Here is a 19,882-nt window from a genome sequence, read left to right as displayed (position 1 = left end):
GCATCAAGCCGCTTCTACGACATTACGTCCCTTAGCTTTAGCTTCAAATAAAGCACTATCCGCTTTTGCAAATAATTCCAACCAAGAATCTGCACCAACAGCCACACCAATACTCACTGAAAATGGAATACGCTGACCTTCCCCATCCAAAATCGTTTCGCCATTCACTTCTTTACGAATCTTGTTTGCAACATTCAGCGCATTGACCAATTCAATATTTTCAATCAATACCAAAAACTCGTCACCGCCATAACGCACTATCATATCGGAAGTACGTACATTCCATTTTAAGCAATCCGCAACAGACTGAATCACCTGATCACCAACGATATGACCATGCTGATCATTCACCTGTTTAAAGTGATCAATATCAATAATCATTAAACAGGTCTTGGTGAATTTGGACGGATGTTCCTCCAAGAACTTGGTGTACTCTTCCAAAGCAAAACGATTCGATAAGCCCGTGAGTGAATCCGAATGAGCAATATTTTTTAAACGAAATTCCAAAGCATCACGCTGCTGCAACATACGCTCTAACTTTTGAATTGCAGCAAATAATGTTTCAGTTTCATCTTTAGAAGATTGTTCGTTTTTATTATGTACTTCCTGTTCAGAGGACTTACTCAAATCAAATAAAATTTCACGTGCCGCAATCAATGGTAAGAAAATGCTTCTACGCGCAAATACCATACTAAATACAGCTGCCAATACCGAGATTAAAGAAATCGCAACCGACCATAAAAGGTAATTTAGATTCTGCTGCATTTCACGTTGCGCAAGATCGGTACTGTAATCAATCAAATAAGTTTGCAGCTTAATCACGGTCGCAAACTTATCGACGATATTTTCTGTAAGCTGAGTACCCGTTAACCTATATGGACGATGCTGAATACTATCGTCAATCAGATCTGAAACAATCGGAATGCCTTTTTCAATAAATTGAGTCTGAATATCTTGGTGTAAACGGACAAACTCAGGCGTTTTATCTTGTTTTGGTTGTAAAGTATCGACCAAATCCCATAGATACACAACTTGACGCTGAGTCTGTAACGAGCGTGTCAGATTTTCATCAGGCAAATATTTACCAAATGTCACGTGTGCCATGATGTTGGAGGCAACTCGCCCCGATTGGTCACGTAAATCTGATAAAAGTAAAATTTGAGTAATAAAAGGCGTTAAACGTGGTGAAGGCGTTTTCGAGGTAATTACGAATTCTTTTAAAATATTACGAGAACTTTCCCATGCATCAAACATCGCTAAAACGGAATGATCTAAGGCTTCGGCATTACGTTGGCTATATGGCAAAGCGACATAACGATCAACTTCAGCACGCCCACGTGCCAAAGAAGGCTGAACTGTCTGAATTAATTGCGTACTGAGTTCATCAAAACCATGCTCTTTTAAAATTTCAGCCGTTTCTTTAATTTTTGCATCAACTGTTAAGCGATATTCCATCAACTCTTGTTGATGTGCAGCCAACTCACTTGGGCTACTCGACATTGCTTTATTGGCAGGGGCACGTTCACGAGAAATTTGATTTGCCAAATCCGCAATACTGCTGATCGTTTCTAACTCGTGATAGGTTTTAACGGACTGAAGAAAGCTCTGTCCTTTACTGAAAATCAATGGGATACAGATCAGCAATAGACATAGAATAATGATCGACATCGCCCAATACAGGCGCTTACTGAGTTTTTCAGAGCGTAATGAATTCACGAGTTAACCGACGCTCCTCAATATCCCAAAGAATAATCACGTTTAAAGCTGGCTATTATACAATCAACAATTAATGCTCATAAAGTGATCTTTATTTCATTTTGTCGCCTTATCCGTGCATTTTATCTCATTTTTAATTATTCAATATCACTGATTATAAAAGATTTTTATTTTCTAGCCTGAATACCCCCATTTAAGCGTCTTTTTAGAGCACATTAAATACTAGGCTTAATGAAAAAAAGTTATAAAAGCTCTTTTTTAAACTATTTACACATGCAACAAATAAGTGCATAATGCACCGCATTAGGGCGAATTAATTTATACCTCAGCAGATAATTTAGTTTTCCCGCAAATTTTGGCGAAAAAATCCCAGTTTTCTATGAAGATTGGGATTTTTTTTGCTTTTAAGAATATTTAAATAATTTTAAACTAAATTAATGCACCATATCAGTGCAAAGAAATTTTGATTTATTATCTTATTTTTTTTGAATTGGTACTTTTCACATTTTTTTAAAGACAAAAAAAAGTCCAACCTTGGGGAAAGTTGGACTGATAAAAACAAAAACTTGTGGAGAATAAGATCAATTGAAAATCACACATTTGATCTATAACAAGATGCTATAAATTATGGCAAAAATCACAAAAAATGTAAAGCCGATCAATTTACTAGGTTTTTAAACCAATCACATAAAAATATATGAATGTGACTTAAACCACTTTCCCATCTATCATTTGAGCTAAAAACAGACAATTTTTTTATGTAAATTCTTTTGATTGCCCAACTATTAATCAAATTTAAAAATTTCACATATCCAACTGTTTATTAAAGTTTTTCATAATAAATCTGCATAAATAAAAAACGAAAAGAGATTTAATTTTATTGATTTTTCAAGATATTAAATAATCAAATTCGTATTCATAAATATATGAAATTTATACAATTAAGACATTAGTATCTAAAAGATGAAGAAAATTAGTGGAAATATAAACAAAATTTATACGATACAAGACTCTTGAAAAAGAGCATAATCCCCTCCATTGACAACATAAATTGTTACAATACAATCGTGACTTGTTTCAAATCCCTTGTATCAAAATGGTAATTATCATGAAAAAACTTGGTTTAGCCACTGCTTTATTATTAGCGATGACCGGTGCTCAAGCGTACCAATTCGAAGTTCAAGGTCAAGCAGAACATATCGACAATACTGCTAACGACAAAGACTTTACTGGCGCTGTTCAAGGTACTTACTACTTCAAAGATGTTGACGCTTCTAAAGGTCCTTTAGCTGAAGCTGCTTTCCTTAACCATGCATCTAACGTTTCTGCTGCGTACAGCTACGGTGAAAATGGTCAAGAAGAAGCTGACCGTACACGTACTGCCAACCATACTTTCGGTGCGAAAGGTGAAGCTTATATCCCAACTAAAGTTGTTCCTGCTTACGCAAGCGCTTCTTATAGCCATACAATTACAGACAACAAAGCTGGTAAAGCTGATGACAACGGCGACCGTTATGCTTTAGAAGTAGGTGCTTTACTTAAACCTAACTTCTTAGTTGCTGTGGGTTACACTAGCGTTGCTGACCAAACTTCTTATGATGCTTTCAACATCGTTTCTAATGGTGTTGCTAAAGCTGCTCTTGAATCTGCAACTATCGCTGAAGACCAAGATGCAATCACTGCACGTACTAAATATGTAGGTCCAATCGACGGCACTAACATGTCTATCGGTTTTGAATCTGGTTTAGTTTATGGTGAATCTACTGCTTACAACCTAGGTACTACACTTTACCTTAACCCTAAACTAAGCGTTGGTGTGAACTACTTAGAATCTAGCTATGAAGGTTCTCCTGACAAAGCTTTAGGTGCAAACGTAAACTACTTCATCACCCCTGCAGTTGCTGTAGGTGCTAGCTATGTAAATGCTAATGCTGAAGGTAATAAATACGATACACAAACTGTTGGCTTAAATGCTAAATTCCGTTTCTAATCTCTGATTAGATACTGAAATAAAAAAGGACGCTTTATGCGTCCTTTTTTAATGCTTTATTTATCTTTAGATTTCGGTACTTGATGCTTGTATTGCAATGCAATTAAACGCGAGACAATAATGGCAAGGTACATTACCCCTAAAAACATTTGAATCATGGTCAGCATTCGTGCCAAAGGACTCACCGGCATCACATCAGATAGGCCTGTCGCAGATTGCACACTGAAGCTTAAAAATAATAAATCGAACCAGGGCTGCACCGCCTGCCCATTTACACTGCTAAAGCTAAATGGATAGACCAACTGACAAATGTTATATAAAAATGCAAATCCCCAAGCCAGTAATGTAAATACCGCTGCTGCTGCAAATAACTCATCTTTAGTTAAATAACGATCATGAAACATATAACGAAATAACCCGTAAGCTGCACAGAAATATGCGGCGGCTTCAAATGCATGTGCTGTGATATGTACACCTGTCGATCTAACACCTAACAAAATGAGTAATGAAAAAAAGATAGCACCTGTGACAAAAGTTAACCCCACGAAAGTAAATACGGGGGTTTGTCGAATCACCTTTGCAACCACAAACAATAGAATTACACCGATCACCCACGTCGCAGCACGGTAAGCCAAATTGCCATAAGCCAAGACAGAAAGAATGAGCAGCACAAGCTGAATTGCCAACAGCCATGCGGACGGCAAAGACTCGAAATTTCGGTAAATTCGCCAAGCTAACTTATCCATATTGTGCTTCTTATTTTTTATATTGTTTGATGCTGCGATAAAACTATCAAAATCACCAGTGATTTTTAAATTTTTCAAACAATAAAAAAGCCCCTCTAGGAGGAGCATTTTTTATTTGGTCATTTTAGTGATCTGAAGCACCTGAAATACCAATACCTGTCTGAGAGCGTACAAACTGTGCATCGAATGCTTTACGTTCTGCTTGAGCTTGTGCAGATTGATCTGTCACAGAGAATAACCAACAGCAGAAGAATGAAAGTGGCATTGCGAATAATGCAGGACCGTTAAATGGTACAACCGCAGTATCCGAAATACCCAATGTATCTACCCATACCGCTTTAGATAACACAATCAGTACGACTGCAGTCACAAGACCTGCAACACCGCCTAGCACCGCACCACGTGTTGTTAAACCTTTCCAATACATTGAAAGCACAAGTACAGGGAAGTTTGCACATGCAGCTACTGAGAATGCCAGACCTACCATGAAGGCTACGTTTTGCTTCTCGAACAAAATACCCAAAATCATGGCAAAGATCGCAAGACCTAAAGTGGCAATTTTTGACATACGCAATTCAGACTCAGGTGTTGTTTGACCTTTCTTAAATACGTTTGCATATAAGTCATGTGAAATTGCAGAAGCACCCGACAAGGTTAAACCTGCAACCACTGCCAAAATTGTGGCAAAGGCAACTGCAGAAATAAAGCCCATGAATAGGTCACCACCAACAGCATCTGCAAGGTGAACCGCAGCCATGTTATTACCACCGACAAGCTCTAACTTACCGGTTAGTGCCATTTTCGCGACATCAAGGAATTGCGGATTGTTCGATACATACAAAATTGCACCGAAACCAATAATAAATGTCAGCAGGTAGAAGTAGCCAATGAACCCTGTTGCAACCACAACGGATTTACGTGCTTCCTTGGCATCTTTTACTGTAAAGAAACGCATAAGAATATGCGGTAAACCTGCAGTACCAAACATCAATGCAAGACCCAGTGAAATTGCATCAATCGGGTTAGAGGCAAGACTACCTGGACCCATGATTTTTGCTGCTTCAGTCAAACTAACATTGTGAACATTTGAGAAAACACCAATGGCTTGTTCAAACATATTGGTAAAGCTAAAGCCAACGCCTTTCATCACCATAAATGCCATAAAGGTCGCGCCTGAAAGCAGCATCACCGCTTTAATAATTTGCACCCATGTGGTTGCCAGCATACCGCCGAACATCACATAAGCCATCATTAACACACCAACGATAATCACAGCCAAGTTATAGTTCAAACCGAAGAGCAATTTGATCAATTGCCCTGCTCCAACCATTTGTGCAATTAAGTAGAAAGCAACAACCACCAAAGAACTAAATGCAGCCAAAGTACGTACTGGCTTTTCCTGTAAACGGAATGACACCACATCAGATAGGTTATATTTACCTAAGTTACGTAGACGTTCAGCCACTAAGAATAGAACGATTGGCCAACCGACCATAAAACCGAGTGAATACAGCAACCCGTCAAAACCTGACAGGAACACCATCGCAGAAATACCGAGGAATGATGCTGCTGACATAAAGTCACCGGCAATCGCTAAACCATTCTGGAAGCCTGAAATACCACCACCTGCGGTATAGAAATCTTTGGTATTTGTGGTTTGTTTGGCTGCCCACTTGGTAATAAAGAGTGTTCCGCCTACGAAAATCACAAACATGATGATGGCATGCCAGTTTGTAGCCTGCTGTTCAGCTGCGCCCAAATCTGGACCCGCAAATGCGACAGAAGAAAGTGAAAGTGCCAGTAATGCCAGCACAAATTTTTTAAATGAATATCCGTTCATCTTAGTGCTTTCCTTGTTGTTGAGTAATGGCTTCGACTTCGCGAATCGCTTCAGCATTCAATTGATCAAGTTTGTTATTTGCAATGGATGAATACACCCAGCACAACACGAATGATAAAACGATGATGCCAATACCCAATGGAATACCCCAAGTTGTCACACCACCAGACAATGAACTGAGTAAAAACTCTTTGTTGTAGCCAACCAGCAGCATAAATCCGACATAGACAAACAACATAATGGCTGTCAGTGTCCAACTTAGATTGCGCTTTTTTTGAACCATCTCTTTAAATTTTGGATTTTGTAGAATTCGGTCTACTTGTGCCTCATCCATCATTTTTCTCCTTAGACCCAACCTTGGGTCGGTTATTTTTTAATTCGAATTATCACTGCACCACGTTAGCAAGCTTCTCTACTGGTTGTAATTTAGACTTTGGTCGTTAAAAAATAATCAATTTCAACGGGGGCTTTATGGATGCGGTATCATAGTGTTCTGCTCAGTACACATCAGGCTATATGAACAGTTGGCTCATTATCGGGGTGCTCGCCCTATATATCGCAATCCTCTTTATTTGTGCATTTTTCGGTGAAAAACATGCCAGTCGTCTTAGTACTCGCGGACGCATGTTATTGTTTAGTTTAACTTTAGGTGTCTATTGTTCTTCGTGGACGTTTTATGGCGCAACTGGCGCTGCAGTTCGTGAAGGTATTATTTTCTTGCCTATTTATCTTGGACCTTTGCTGTTTGTAGCACTGGGATATGACATTTGGCGACGCCTAGGACGAGTCCGTCAGAACCATGCCATTTCATCGATTGCCGACTTTGTAGCAGCACGCTACGGTAAAAGTGGGCCATTGGCTTCATTAGTCACCATTTTGGCTGTCATCGCGATTATTCCGTATTTGGCTTTACAGCTACGTGCCATCGCATTAAGTGCCGCCGTGATTTTGGAACCGACCGCAGGGATCACGAGTACCACCAATGGGGTACTTCTATTGACCGGTATTTTGGCGATCTTGGCGATGATTTTTGGTACACGGCAAATTGCCAATACTGAACAACACGGCGGTCTCATGCTCGCGGTTGCGTTTGAATCATTCGTGAAACTCTTTGCACTGCTCGCGGTTGCATGTTTCTTTATGTTCGATTCACCAGCCAATGTTGCGCAAATCTCAAATGACATTAGTACAACATTCCGAGATGTTCAGCTGTTTGGTGTGCCTGAAAGTTTCTGGATACAAACTTTGCTTGCGGCATTAGCGATCATTTGTTTACCACGCCAATTCCACGTTGCTGTGGTTGAATTGCGTGATGAAAAACATATTCGCGGGGCACGTCGCTGGTTTACTGTGTATCTGATTTTAACCACGCTCGCTATTATTCCCATCGCCAGCTGGGCTTTACATGCAGCTCCGCAGTATTTAGCCATTCCGGATGTGGCTGTTTTGTCTTTACCCCTCAGTTATAACCAAGATTGGCTTACTTTATTGGCATTCTTGGGCGGTTTTTCTGCATCCACAGGAATGCTATTGGTATCGTCCGTGGCATTGTCGATTATGCTCAGTAATGACTTAATCATGCCGGCACTTTGGCGCTTTAAATTTATTTCTCGCCATGACAAACGCTTGCCTTTAGTTCTTAAGTTTACACGCCGTATCTGTATTCTTGGTGTGATGCTCTTTGGCTTCTTGTTCTATAACTTCTTTAACGACATTAACCAGCTTTCTGTATTCGGTCTTTTGGCATTTAGTGCTGTGGCACAGTTCTCCCCTGCTCTGATTGGTGGTTTATATTGGCGTGGTGGCAGTAAGCAAGGTGTGTATGCAGGGTTAATTACCGGCTTTGCCATGTGGGCCTATACTTTGTTAATCCCAACCGTTTTGCGCAGTCTACCTACAGAATTTCAGTACATCAGTGAAAATATTCTCAATCATGGTCCATTTGGCATCAATATTTTACGTCCTGAAGCCTTACTCGGTTTTGAATCTTTTGATCCACTGACCCATGGTGTGATTTGGTCACTTGGTCTAAACCTTATTTTATATATTTGGGTATCGCGTATTTTCCGACCAAGCATTGCAGAGCAAATTCAGGCAGAAAGTTTCTTTTATTATGAAACCAAGCCTTTGCCTTCACAAAGTCTGAATAATGAGATTACTTATTCTCATCAAGATGTAGCACGTTTAAAAGTCGGTGACTTAATTACCCTTTCGAAACGTATTACTGGTGAAGAACCGACCATGCGTGCTTTTGAGCAGTTCTGCACTCAAAACAATGTAGAGCTGAATGAAAATAGCAGTGCAAACGGGATGTGGTGGCGTTTTACCGAACAGTATTTGGCAGGCACGATTGGCGCTGCTTCTGCGCGGACATTACTGACAACCGCGATGGTTAATAATGGTTTGGCACTTGGTCAGGTCGCGAATATTCTTGACCAAGCATCCCAATGGCAACGGTTTAACCAAAATCTGATTATGACCATGATCGACCACATGACCCAAGGGGTGAGTGTGGTGGATGAAAACATGTGTTTGGTTGCATGGAATAATCAATATCTTAAACTCTTCGATTATCCAAAAGACATTGTCTATGTTGGCTGTCCAATTTCAGATTTGATTCGTTATAACGCTGAACGTGGTGAATGTGGACCAGGTTCTGTCGAGGAGCATGTCCGTAAACGTATGCATTGGATGCGTGTAGGCAGTGCCCATGAGTTTGAACGTATTCGTAAAGATGGCCGTGTGATTCAGATGCGTGGGAATCCGATCGAAGGTGGCGGTTTTGTGACAACCTTTGCCGACATTACAGCGTTCCGTGAAAATGAAGCTGTGCTTGAAGGCCGTGTACGTGACCGGACACAACAGCTTGCGGATGCCCTTTCGGAGCAACAACTGGCACGTGAACAAGCTGATAAAGCCAATATGTCGAAAAGTCGATTTATTGCTGCTGCCAGTCATGACCTATTGCAGCCGATGCATGCGGCACGTCTATTTAGTACTGCGCTCGAGCAAAGTGTACAGTCTGAAGAAGACCGTAAAACCTTGCAGCAACTGGATCGTGCCTTACATGGTGCAGAAAGTATGTTGTCTGCACTGTTAGATATTGCCCGTTTAGAAGGTGGAACTATTCAACCTAAACGTCAGGCCTATCCATTACACGATTTGCTTAGCGATTTAGAATTGCAATTTAAGTCGATTGCTGCACAACGCGAGATTAAATTTAGCGTACATGATGCTCAATTCTGGATTGATACCGATCCACAATGGATTCGACGTATTATTCAAAACTTTGTCAGCAATGCCCTACGCTACACAGCTAAAGGTAAAGTGGTGGTTGGCGTATTACGCTCAAGCAGCAAGCCCCAGCATATTCGTATCGGGGTTTGGGATACAGGTCCTGGTATTGCTGAAGAACAACGCATCAAGCTATTCCAAGAGTTTGAGCGCTGTGGACATACTTCACCTTGGGGTGAACAAGGTTTAGGTCTTGGTTTAGCCATTGTGCAGCGTATGACCAGCATGTTGAATTATCCTGTTTATGTCTATTCAACACTCGGTCAAGGCTCATGCTTTATGATTGAGGTCCCTTTGGTTGAAGCTCCAAAAGTTGTGGCAGCACCAACGCAAGCTGTTCCATTAAAAGCGAAAGCCTTTAAAGTGCTGTGCTTAGATAATGACGAAACCATTTTGGAAGGAATGTCCACATTGCTCAGCAAATGGGGTTATCAAGTCTTTAAAGCAACAGAGCCCGAGCAAGCGGCTGAACTCATCCAACAGGAAAATATTCAGGTTTGGTTGGTGGATCAACATTTGAATCAAAATAAAATGGGACTGGATTTTATTTTGCAACATCGTAAAGAGAATGTGCCTGTGGCATTAATTACTGCAGATTCTGATCCTGAACTTCCTCAACGCTTAAAAGAGCAAAATATTGTCCTACTGAAAAAACCGCTTAAACCTGCTTCATTACGGTCATGGTTATCGGGTTTAAAAATTTCAGATAGCTAGGTCTATTTGCTGTTTTGAGCATGCTCATGTTGTGCTGCAACATGGGCATTTTTATTTTAAGTGTAAATAAAAATTTCCAAATTGGCTTAATTTTTAAGCGAATGTACAAAACGCATCATTTTTCGATACCCGCGCATACTTTTTATAGACCAAAGTGCTCATTTTGAATTTTGGAATGGCAAAAACTGTTCAAAATTCTTAAAAACATATAGAAAATCTAAAATTTAAATTTCAAGATATTGTTATTTATAATTATTTTTAAATTAAAAATAAATTTTAAACTTTTGTCCTACTTTAATTTTCACGTAATAAAGCCTAAAAATAAACACATGATTTGATCTTCTGATTCTAAACATTAGCTGATTATCAAAGATCAACCACGAATACGCAGAGGACAAACAACAATGACGATCAATACCACTGAGCTGGAACATAATCAAAATCAACAATTCCACCGTGAATACGGCGTAAATGCCCTTTTGCCTGTGATTCATTGGGCACAACTGTTTCAGCATAGCAAACTGAATGCTGCTCAAATCCAAGCACTCGATGTGATTTATCAAAGCGCAGTCCCTTTGGCCTTAAAAGTTTTTGATGAGCTGCATTTTGATGTATTCCAGCCTTATGCCTACAAGCCTCAAGGTCTAGGCTTATTTGAACGAATTGCCGAACAAGAATCGAAACTGATTCAAAGTTTAGAAGTCGAATCACGCGAATTAAGCCATGAAGTTCGCCACCAAATTTGGAGCATGTTACTACGCGGCGGTGCGGTATTGGTGTTTAAAGCATGGTTGGGTCATGTAAAAACCGGTGAACTCAAACTGGATACCACTCAGTTTGATGAACTCTCCGAACTGCTATTTATTAAAACACCGCCTGAAGTTTTGGCAGAAAGTTTGAATGTTGACCCACATGCCGATGAAGACCATATCTTTTTGATGTATGGCAACGATGTATATTTAGACCGCTTTAATAGCCTTGAAACCGCAGCGCTATTTGTCGATCTTGGTGTTTATGATGCGACATTCTTAAGTTTACGCGATGAACGTGTCGCTGAATTTTTAAAAAATAAAGGCTATGTGTCGCAGGAAGAAATTGATGAATTACAGTGTGCATTAAACCCATTATTTTGTGCAGATATGACACCAAAACAGGACTATATCGCGTAATTTTAAGTGAAACACACAACAAAAAAGGAGTCGAACCATCGACTCCTTTTTCTTTTTGGCGATATCAAAGTGTTTATATTTTCTTTTCTTCGATATTCAACGCATTAATTGCTAATACAGCTTGGGTACGATTTTGTACACCGAGCTTACGGAAAATTGCAGTGACATGCGCTTTGATGGTCGCTTCTGACACATCTAACTCATAAGCAATTTGTTTATTGAGTAAACCTTCTGCCACCATCATCAACACACGGAACTGTTGTGGTGTTAAAGATTGAATACGTTCAGCTAAAGCAGTTTCATCAGCCGCACGTGGGTCGAAGTTCATATTGGCAGGCAAGTTTGGTGGTAACCAGATTTCCCCTTCCAACACTTCACGAATCGCTTCACCAATATGACTTGGATGTGCCGATTTTGGAATATAGCCCATCGCACCATGTGCAATTGAGCGTTGGATAATGCTGGCTTCTTCATGTGCAGACACCACAATAATTGGCAATGAAGGATACTGCGCGCGTACATGAACCAAAGCGGAGAAGCCTGAAGCCCCTGGTAAATTCAAGTCCAGCAAAACAAGATCTGGTTCAGGACCTTTCTCTAGACGTTCATAAAACTCATTCACAGCAGCAGTTTCATGGATTTGCGCTTGTGGCAGGCTATAACGAACGGCTTGAATTAAAGCATGACGAAACAGTGGATGATCATCAACGATTAAAATATTCATAGGCAACATGAGAGATCTTGTGCACGGTAGCTCTATTCTAACCACACAAGTGCTATTTAGGGTATGCAAGAATTAATAAATATTTAATTTATGTTCAGTTTATCTACATAAAAAAATGATGCAGCTCTTTTTCGTTAATTATTTAATTCTAATCACTTTTTTATATATGGTATATCACGATTTAGCAAAGCTTAGCAGATTTGAATATAAATCTATTTTTCAAAGTATTAGCAATAGCTACCAAGATCAATCCCTACCAATTTAGTCATATATGAAAAATAGATAACTTTTAAGATTTTCCTTATTTTACCGCATAAGCTGATTTTGGATTAATAACGTTAATCCATAAATATACAGTTTAGGTTTTTCTTATGTCACATTCATCTCTCCAAAAACCACTAAACATTGTTGCTGTTTCCGGTGGTCTCAATAATCCATCGAAGACAGAAGCATTGGTTCAAGCTATTCTTGATGAGTTGGGTGAGGCAACGCCAATCAATGTGCATTTCATTAAATTTAGTGAAATTGGACAACTCTTAGGGGGTGCAATCTACCGCAACCAATTGCCACAACGTGTACAGGATGATTTAGCCAAAGTAGAAGCAGCAGATGCTCTCATTGTGGGAACACCTGTATACCGTGCTTCATTTACGGGTCTTTTCAAGCACTTCTTTGACTTTGTAGAACAAACGGCATTGGTTGATGTACCTGTACTGCTTGCTGCATCTGGCGGCTCTGAACGTCATGCACTTGTCCTTGAACATCAGCTTCGCCCATTGTTCAGCTTCTTCCAAGCACAAACACTACCAATTGGCGTCTATGCGACTGATCGTGATTTCACACCTGAATACACTATTCAAAGTGAACTTCTACGCGCACGCATTACCCTTGCTGTGGCACGTGCATTACCGATTCTTGAATGGGCACCTGCCAAAGGTCAACGTGCTGACGTGATCAAAGAAAAAACCATTCAAGCCAGCCAAAACTTGGGTATTAACAAACAAATTGAACAAGAAGAAGTTTTACCATCTGCCGCAGTACCTAACCTAGATGCTGCAGAAGCTCGTATTCACCAAAATAAATCGCCGAAAACGCACGTGGCATAAAACCATCGTGCATCTAGAGGGTCGTTAAAATGTCTAAAGATAATAATATTGTTTTTGCCTATTGGGTACCGAACGTCAGTGGTGGCCTTGTAGTCAGTACCATTGAGCAACGCACAGATTGGAGCTTTGACTATAACGTGCGTCTCGCACAAACTGCTGAAAAAGCAGGTTTTGACTATGCATTGACTCAAATCCGTTTTACTGCAGGCTATAACGCAGAAAATCAACATGAATCAGTCAGTTTCAGTCATGGTATTTTGGCAAAAACTGAACGTCTAAAAGTCATTGCAGCGATCCTACCTGGCCCATGGAAACCTGCACTTGCCGCGAAGCAACTTGCAACGATTGATCATCTAACCAATGGCCGTATTGCCATTAACGTGGTTAGTGGCTGGTTTCGTAGTGAGTTCGATGCAATCGGTGAAGAATGGCCTGAACATGATCAGCGTTATGCACGTTCAGAAGAATTTATTCGTAGCTTAAAAGGCGTATGGACACAGAATAATTTTAGTTTTGATGGGAAATATTACCAATTTAAAGATTACACCCTGAGTCCTAAACCTGTACAAAAACCACATATTGAAATCTTCCAAGGTGGCAGCTCACGTGCGGCACGTGATATGGCTTCACGTGTATCAGATTGGTATTTTACCAACGGCAACACACCCTCAGAACTTAAAAAACAAATTGATGATATCCGTGAAAAAGCCAAGGCGAATAATCATCAGGTCAAGATCGGGGTCAATGCTTTCATCATTGCACGTGATACTGAAGAAGAAGCTAAAGCCGTGCTTCAAGAGATTATTGATAAAGCCCATGTTGATGCCGTGAAATCTTTTGGTGATGCAACACGTGAAGCAGGTGCAGCCACCAACGAAGGTGAAGGTAACTGGGCAAAATCAACCTTTGAAGATTTAGTTCAATACAACGATGGTTTCCGTACTAACCTCATCGGTACACCACAGCAAATTGCAGAGCGCATTGTTGAACTGAAGAAAGTTGGTGTTGATTTAATTCTTTCAGGCTTCCTGCATTTCATTGAAGAAGTAGAATACTTCGGTGAAAAAGTGTTGCCATTGGTACGTGAACTTGAAGCCAAAGAGCAAAGTCTAATTACTGCTAAATCTGCCTAAAGCAGCCCGATAATAATAACGATAAACGTTGTTCCAATTTCAACCCTCAGGGCTCGGCCTGAGGGTTTTTTTATATAAATGTGGTGGTCAGCTTTTCAATTGCTGCTTACAATCAAAATTAGCTTAATTAGGAATATGTCGATGTATACAGGTATTGTTCAAGGCTTAGAAAAAATTATTGAAATTAAAAAAGGCGATGGTTTTATTACAATTATCGTCAGTAATGAACAGCAGTTTTTTCAGGATGTATTTATCGGTGCAAGTGTTGCCATCAATGGTGTCTGCTTAACCGTCACTAAAATTGATACTACGCTTAATCAAATCCATTTTGATATTTCAAATGTCACACTTGAACTGACCACCCTAAAAGCACTTAAGGTGGGTGATGAAGTCAATATTGAACGCTCTGCCAAAGTCGGTAGTGAAAATGGCGGACATAATCTGTATGGACATATTGAAGGAACAGCGCTCGTAAAAGCATTAGAAAGACGTGGCGAGACCTATCATATTGATATTCAAATTCCGAACGGCAATATCAAATACTTTTTCCTTAAAGGTTTTATTGGGCTAAATGGTTGTAGTCTGACGGTCAATCGTGTCGACCGTGAAACGAGTGAAATTTCAATCGACTTGATTCCTGAAACCTTACGCCTTACCACATGGAAAAATGTCAAAGTCGGTGATGAAATCAATTATGAAATTGATCAAACCACACGAACATTGGTGGATACATTGGAAAATATTCACCGAGGCTAATATCCAGCCCGATTCTATTTTTGATGGTATTTTGCATAAGTAAAATACCATTGCTTTTAAATTTTTGTATTGCATCCATTTCTATACAGTTTATTCACATCCCTTTTCTTACAATTGGTTTAAGTCATCATTTTAGAATAACCGCTATGCAATTGGTTTGGTTTCGTCAGGATCTACGTATTCATGATCACAGTGCCCTGTTCTTTGCAGCGCAACACGGTCTCTGTATTGGCGTGGTATTTCTTACGCCGGAACAGTGGCGCTTACATCAAGATGCCGATATTAAAATTGATCTTTATCTCAGACGATTAAAAGTTTTAAAAACCCAATTGGCGGAACTCAACATTCCACTTTTAATCTTAGAAGAACCTTTGTGGCAACACATTCCAACACGGTTACTAGAACTCTGCCAAAGTCTGAACATTCATCACGTTCATGCCAATATCGAAGTCGGTTTTAATGAAGAACAGCGTGATCAAGTCGCTTTGGAGCTATTAAAAAAACTTGATATTCAACTGAGCCTTTATGAAGATCTTACCCTGTTTCCTTTAACGACCATTCGTAATGGTAGCAATCAGCCCTATCAGGTTTTCACTGCTTTTAAGAAAAAATGTTATGAGCGGTTAATTTTGGATGTTCCAGCATGTTTACCTGATATTGGAGTACAGAAAGAATTGAAGCTCAATCTAAGCCTCAAACAAGTTGATTTATATCAGTTTGCTCAGCCTTATCATAATCCTGACATCGCTCAATTATGGTCAGTTGAAGATGAAACCATTGAACAACGATTGCATCACTTTTTGACACACTCCCACCACTTTCGACTAGCTCAAGTGGAGGATTCTAAAAGCAAAAGCTCTTAGGCGACTCCCTCACGGATTTCGCTTGCTTTCTGCTTCACAAGGCGACCTTTACCGCATCCACCCTCCACAGACAAAACGGTGTGTCCCACCGCCAAAATATTGCGAGAAGCATTTATATCCGCATTCTCGCTAAAACCACACTCAATACAGTTAAAGTTTGCCTGAGTGAGCCTATTTTCTTTTGCAACATGACCACATGAACTACAAGTCTGACTTGTATATTTAGGGTCAACTTTAACAAGTAAGCCACCTCGCCATTGTTGCTTATACTCCAACATATCAACAAGCATTGACCACCCTTGATCTAGGATTGATTTGTTTAAGCCTGATTTGGCTTTAACATTCTTTCCTTTTTTCTCAATTGAGCCTTTTGCAGACTTCGACATATTAGCTACTTTTAAGTCCTCAACTACGATCATTGCGTGGTTTTTGCTGAGAGTTGTAGTGACTTTGTGCAAGTAGTCATGCCGAATATTGGCAATATGATGATGTAGTTTGTTAACTTTTAAATTAAGTTTTTTCCAATTTTCACTGAACTTGGTTTTCTTTTTCAACTTGCGTTGAAGTCTAGCTAATTTCACTTGATTGGCTTTAAAACTATTGATCGGGTTGAATACCTGACCATTAGAGGTTGTGACCAATTTCTTGATGCCAAGATCAACACCAATAGCTGATTTAGATGGGTGAATTGGTGTTTCAATTGTGTTTTCAACACCAAAAGAGATATACCACTTGCCAACATGCTTTGAGATTGTGACGTTCTTAATCTCGCCTAAAATATCTTGTGATTTTCTAAATTTTACAACGCCAATATCACTAGGCAATTTAACTTGGTTGCCTTTAACCCAACAATACCTATTAAATTGAACAATACGAATTGAATCATAACCATCTGATTTTTTCTTGAATCGTGGCATGAGTGGTCTAAGTTGAATTTCATTACCATCGGGTAATTTAAAAAATTTTGGCTTCTTAGCTTTGAATGGTTTTTGCTTTAGCTTGGCTTGTTCTTTTTTATCGAAGAATTTACCCCAAGCATCACCAAGATCACGAACTTTTTGTTGAAGTGAGACACCATTTGAACTGTTTTCTAAAAAAGCACACTCAGGCTTTTTGCGTAATTCAGGGATTTTATTAACTAAATTAACTTTGTTAATTCGCTCATTATTAGCAAGCATCTCGAATGATGCAGCCAATATCTGATTCCAAACAAAACGTGCAGAACCAAGCAACTTGTTTAAAACAAGCTCCTGTTCTGCATTAGGCTCAAGCCTAAATTTGTACGCTTTGTTGATTTTCATAAATGAGTGTGTATGTGTTAATATGTATAAATACTACCACTAATTAAGCCATTCACCAATGACAGAAATATATAAAAACCGACATTCAGCCTTTAATTTGCATGTACATTTAGTGTTTATTACTAAGTACAGAAAGAAAATTCTAGGTGAGTTGCATCATAAGTATTTTATTGAGTGTGCATCTGAAATCTGCAAAGAGTTTGATGCGGAATTAAAGGAGTGTAATGGTGAAGCTGACCATGTTCACATGCTTATTCAGTACCCACCGACAGTTCAACTCAGTAAATTGGTAAATAACTTAAAATCAGTAACAAGCAGAAGAATGAGAAATGAGTTTTTAGATTTACGTGGTAGTTACGCAAAACCTGTTTTGTGGTCACGCTCATATTTTGCAGGGTCTTGTGGTGGCGCACCTTTGGATATTATTAAAAAATACATTGAAAACCAACAAGGTTAAAATCCTTGAAATTCACCTCCACCCTGACTGTCGGGTGGAGTCCTCTTTCACTTTAAGATAGAAGATCAAGTCGAATACTATAAAGATGAACGCGATGTCCCGAGTTTAGATGGCACTAGCCAACTTTCGCCTTATTTAAATTTAGGCATGCTTTCAATTCGCCATTGCATACAAGCATTATTTAAAAACACCAATGGTTATTTCCAAATTAATAACGAAGGTCAACAGACTTGGCTCGATGAATTGCTGTGGCGTGAGTTTTATCAGCATACCTTGCACGACTTCCCACACGTTTCAAAACATCAACCATTTAAAGCCAATACCAAACAGATTCCATGGCGCGATGCACCTGAAGATTTAGACGCTTGGCAACGCGGTCAAACAGGTATTCCTATTGTGGATGCAGGCATGCGTCAACTCTTGGCAACAGGGTGGATGCATAATCGCGTCAGAATGATTACGGCTATGTTCTTGTGCAAGAATTTACTGATTGATTGGCGACTTGGTGAAGCATGGTTTATGCAACATTTGATTGATGGTGACTTAGCTGCCAATAATGGTGGATGGCAATGGTGTGCCTCGACAGGTATGGATGCAGCGCCCTATTTCCGAATCTTTAACCCGATTAATCAGTCGCAGCGTTTTGACCCTAACGGTGACTACATTAAGAAATGGCTGCCTGAGTTGAAACATTTAGACAGCACTATGGTTCATGAACCTTATGCGAAAAATAAGGAGCTTAAATTGGATTATCCACATCCGATTGTCGACTTAAAAAGTTCCCGAGCATGTGCGATTGAAGTCTTTAAACACGCCAATACCTAAAGATGAAAGCCCTCTATTGAGGGCTTCTTGATATTGATTAAGAATAAAAACTTGGATCAGGCACTTTACCTGTCAGTACCCATTCACCAATTTCCTGATATTTATAATCTACAGGGTCGTGCAAGGTTTGGGTCCGTACATTACGCCAAAAACGGTCTAAGTTTAATTTCGCGGTGGTTGCACGAGCCCCCATAACTTGGAAGATATTCTGCGTGATATAGAGCGAGGTATTGGTCGCGGCGATTTTGGCCGTCGCAATTGCAATAGAGACTTCACCACGCTGTGCCGCAGTCAAATCAGCACCTATATCCCACGCCTGCTGCAAAGTTTGAATCGCTTTGTTTGCTAACAAACGTACCCCTTCAAGTTGCACATAAAATTCAGCAAAATGTTTTTGGGTAAATGGATCATTTACCGCCTGCTCCGCAAGTGACTTCGACCATGCCTTTTGCGTTTGGACTGTATCTTTTGCCACGTCGAAAGCACCTTCCGCCACACCCAAGAACATATGCACGAATATCAATTGAGCAATAAGCGGACGTAAGCTTGAATACGGTGTACTAAGCGGCCCAGGATTTAAAAGTAGTTCGTCTTTAAACACTTTGACTTGTTCAAAATGACTGGTACCACTGTCCGTTTGGCGCTGTCCCATATTGTTCCAATCACCAAGAAAACTCACGCCTTCGCGTGCGGTAGGAATCACCCCAATGAGTAATTTTCCTGCCTCGTTATATCCTGAACACAGCAAAATGTCCGAATCCATTGAACCTGAACAGAAACTTTTATCTCCATGGAAAATAAATTCATTTTCAGACACTTGGGTCGCTGTGGTACGTCGATCCAAAGGGTTTAAAGTATTTCCCCAGAATAGATTCTGTTCGGCAGTTTGTTTAAACCACGGTGCGTATTGTTCAGCTTGAGAAAAAAGTTCAACCGTCGCAATGAGTAAGTGATGGAAGCCATAGACATGTGCCAATGAGCTATCAACACGGGCAATGGTTTGAATGGTTTTAAAAATCGTTCGCCAATCTGCCCCCTGACCACCAAATGCTTTAGGAATAGATAATCCTAGCAGACCGCTTTGACGAATCAGATCACGCTCATGTTTCGGGTTGCCCCCTTGTTTATCACGCTGTGCAGCAGTTTTCGCAAATTCTGCTGCTAGTTTTTCTGCTATTTCAACAGCGGATAATTCTAAATTAGGTGATCGTGCATTCATTCTTATTACTCATTTACAGCATGCAATTA

At 39.9% G+C, this 19,882-nt stretch carries 15 protein-coding genes and 1 pseudogene; 9 read left to right on the top strand and 7 right to left on the bottom strand.

Annotated features, from left to right (window positions below; translation table 11 throughout):
- Positions 1-3: 3 nt before the first annotated feature.
- Entirely contained in the window at positions 4-1,716 is a 1,713-nt protein-coding gene (locus A3K93_RS00345) for a GGDEF domain-containing protein (protein ID WP_067727904.1), read from the bottom strand.
- A gap of 1,108 nt (positions 1,717-2,824) precedes the next feature.
- On the opposite strand from A3K93_RS00345, the gene omp33-36 reads away from it, so the two are divergent.
- On the top strand, positions 2,825-3,706 hold the full coding sequence (omp33-36, locus tag A3K93_RS00340; RefSeq protein ID WP_067727902.1) for a porin Omp33-36: 882 nt from the start codon (positions 2,825-2,827) through the stop codon (positions 3,704-3,706).
- 56 nt (positions 3,707-3,762) lie between these two features.
- Here omp33-36 and A3K93_RS00335 read toward each other — a convergent pair whose 3' ends face one another.
- The 3 genes from A3K93_RS00335 to A3K93_RS00325 form a co-directional block, all read right to left on the bottom strand.
- Positions 3,763-4,452 (bottom strand): ion channel, encoded by a 690-nt coding sequence (locus A3K93_RS00335; protein ID WP_067727900.1) that lies wholly within the window; start codon positions 4,450-4,452, stop codon positions 3,763-3,765.
- 124 nt (positions 4,453-4,576) lie between these two features.
- Complete coding sequence (locus A3K93_RS00330) at positions 4,577-6,292, bottom strand: cation acetate symporter (protein ID WP_067727898.1); 1,716 nt, start codon at positions 6,290-6,292, stop codon at positions 4,577-4,579.
- A 1-nt stretch (position 6,293) separates the two neighbouring features.
- Positions 6,294-6,626 carry a DUF485 domain-containing protein gene (locus tag A3K93_RS00325; protein ID WP_067727896.1) on the bottom strand — a complete coding sequence of 111 codons (333 nt, stop codon included), beginning with the start codon at positions 6,624-6,626 and terminating at the stop codon, positions 6,294-6,296.
- A 182-nt stretch (positions 6,627-6,808) separates the two neighbouring features.
- On the opposite strand from A3K93_RS00325, the gene A3K93_RS00320 reads away from it, so the two are divergent.
- Positions 6,809-10,300 (top strand): hybrid sensor histidine kinase/response regulator, encoded by a 3,492-nt coding sequence (locus A3K93_RS00320; protein WP_067727895.1) that lies wholly within the window; start codon positions 6,809-6,811, stop codon positions 10,298-10,300.
- Positions 10,301-10,704: 404 nt separating this feature from the next.
- Entirely contained in the window at positions 10,705-11,469 is a 765-nt protein-coding gene (locus tag A3K93_RS00315) for a hypothetical protein (protein ID WP_067727894.1), read from the top strand.
- Positions 11,470-11,542: 73 nt separating this feature from the next.
- On the opposite strand, the gene A3K93_RS00310 is transcribed toward A3K93_RS00315, so the two are convergent.
- Positions 11,543-12,193 carry a response regulator gene (locus A3K93_RS00310; protein ID WP_067731625.1) on the bottom strand — a complete coding sequence of 217 codons (651 nt, stop codon included), beginning with the start codon at positions 12,191-12,193 and terminating at the stop codon, positions 11,543-11,545.
- Positions 12,194-12,564: 371 nt separating this feature from the next.
- On the opposite strand from A3K93_RS00310, the gene msuE reads away from it, so the two are divergent.
- The 4 genes from msuE to A3K93_RS00290 all read left to right on the top strand — a co-directional run bounded on the left by msuE (position 12,565) and on the right by A3K93_RS00290 (position 16,051).
- Positions 12,565-13,299 (top strand): FMN reductase, encoded by a 735-nt coding sequence (gene msuE, locus A3K93_RS00305; RefSeq protein WP_067727893.1) that lies wholly within the window; start codon positions 12,565-12,567, stop codon positions 13,297-13,299.
- Positions 13,300-13,328: 29 nt separating this feature from the next.
- Positions 13,329-14,432: a dimethylsulfone monooxygenase SfnG gene (gene sfnG / locus A3K93_RS00300; RefSeq protein ID WP_067727892.1), complete on the top strand. Its 1,104-nt coding sequence runs from the start codon at positions 13,329-13,331 to the stop codon at positions 14,430-14,432.
- 141 nt (positions 14,433-14,573) lie between these two features.
- On the top strand, positions 14,574-15,188 hold the full coding sequence (locus tag A3K93_RS00295) for a riboflavin synthase (protein WP_067727890.1): 615 nt from the start codon (positions 14,574-14,576) through the stop codon (positions 15,186-15,188).
- 146 nt (positions 15,189-15,334) lie between these two features.
- Positions 15,335-16,051, top strand: a complete 717-nt coding sequence (locus A3K93_RS00290; RefSeq protein ID WP_067727888.1) for a deoxyribodipyrimidine photo-lyase — start codon at positions 15,335-15,337, stop codon at positions 16,049-16,051.
- Here the strand turns inward: A3K93_RS00290 and A3K93_RS00285 are convergent.
- The gene (locus A3K93_RS00285; RefSeq protein ID WP_067727884.1) at positions 16,048-17,352 is read right to left on the bottom strand and encodes an RNA-guided endonuclease InsQ/TnpB family protein; all 1,305 of its coding nucleotides are present in this window, start codon (positions 17,350-17,352) and stop codon (positions 16,048-16,050) included. The genes A3K93_RS00290 and A3K93_RS00285 overlap by 4 nt on opposite strands.
- Positions 17,353-17,410: 58 nt before the next feature.
- Between A3K93_RS00285 and tnpA the strand changes: the two genes are divergently transcribed.
- Both tnpA and A3K93_RS00275 read left to right on the top strand, forming a co-directional pair.
- On the top strand, positions 17,411-17,809 hold the full coding sequence (gene tnpA, locus A3K93_RS00280; RefSeq protein ID WP_067727883.1) for an IS200/IS605 family transposase: 399 nt from the start codon (positions 17,411-17,413) through the stop codon (positions 17,807-17,809).
- A 78-nt stretch (positions 17,810-17,887) separates the two neighbouring features.
- A pseudogene (locus A3K93_RS00275) lies at positions 17,888-18,634 on the top strand (cryptochrome/photolyase family protein); the annotation flags it as partial.
- A gap of 37 nt (positions 18,635-18,671) precedes the next feature.
- Here A3K93_RS00275 and A3K93_RS00270 read toward each other — a convergent pair.
- Positions 18,672-19,853: an acyl-CoA dehydrogenase family protein gene (locus A3K93_RS00270; protein ID WP_067727882.1), complete on the bottom strand. Its 1,182-nt coding sequence runs from the start codon at positions 19,851-19,853 to the stop codon at positions 18,672-18,674.
- Positions 19,854-19,882 lie beyond the last annotated feature (29 nt).

The organism is Acinetobacter sp. NCu2D-2, from assembly GCF_001647675.1.
Classification (GTDB): domain Bacteria; phylum Pseudomonadota; class Gammaproteobacteria; order Pseudomonadales; family Moraxellaceae; genus Acinetobacter.
The sequence above is the reverse complement of the archived record's forward strand: the minus strand, read 5'-3'. Positions and strand labels throughout refer to the sequence as shown.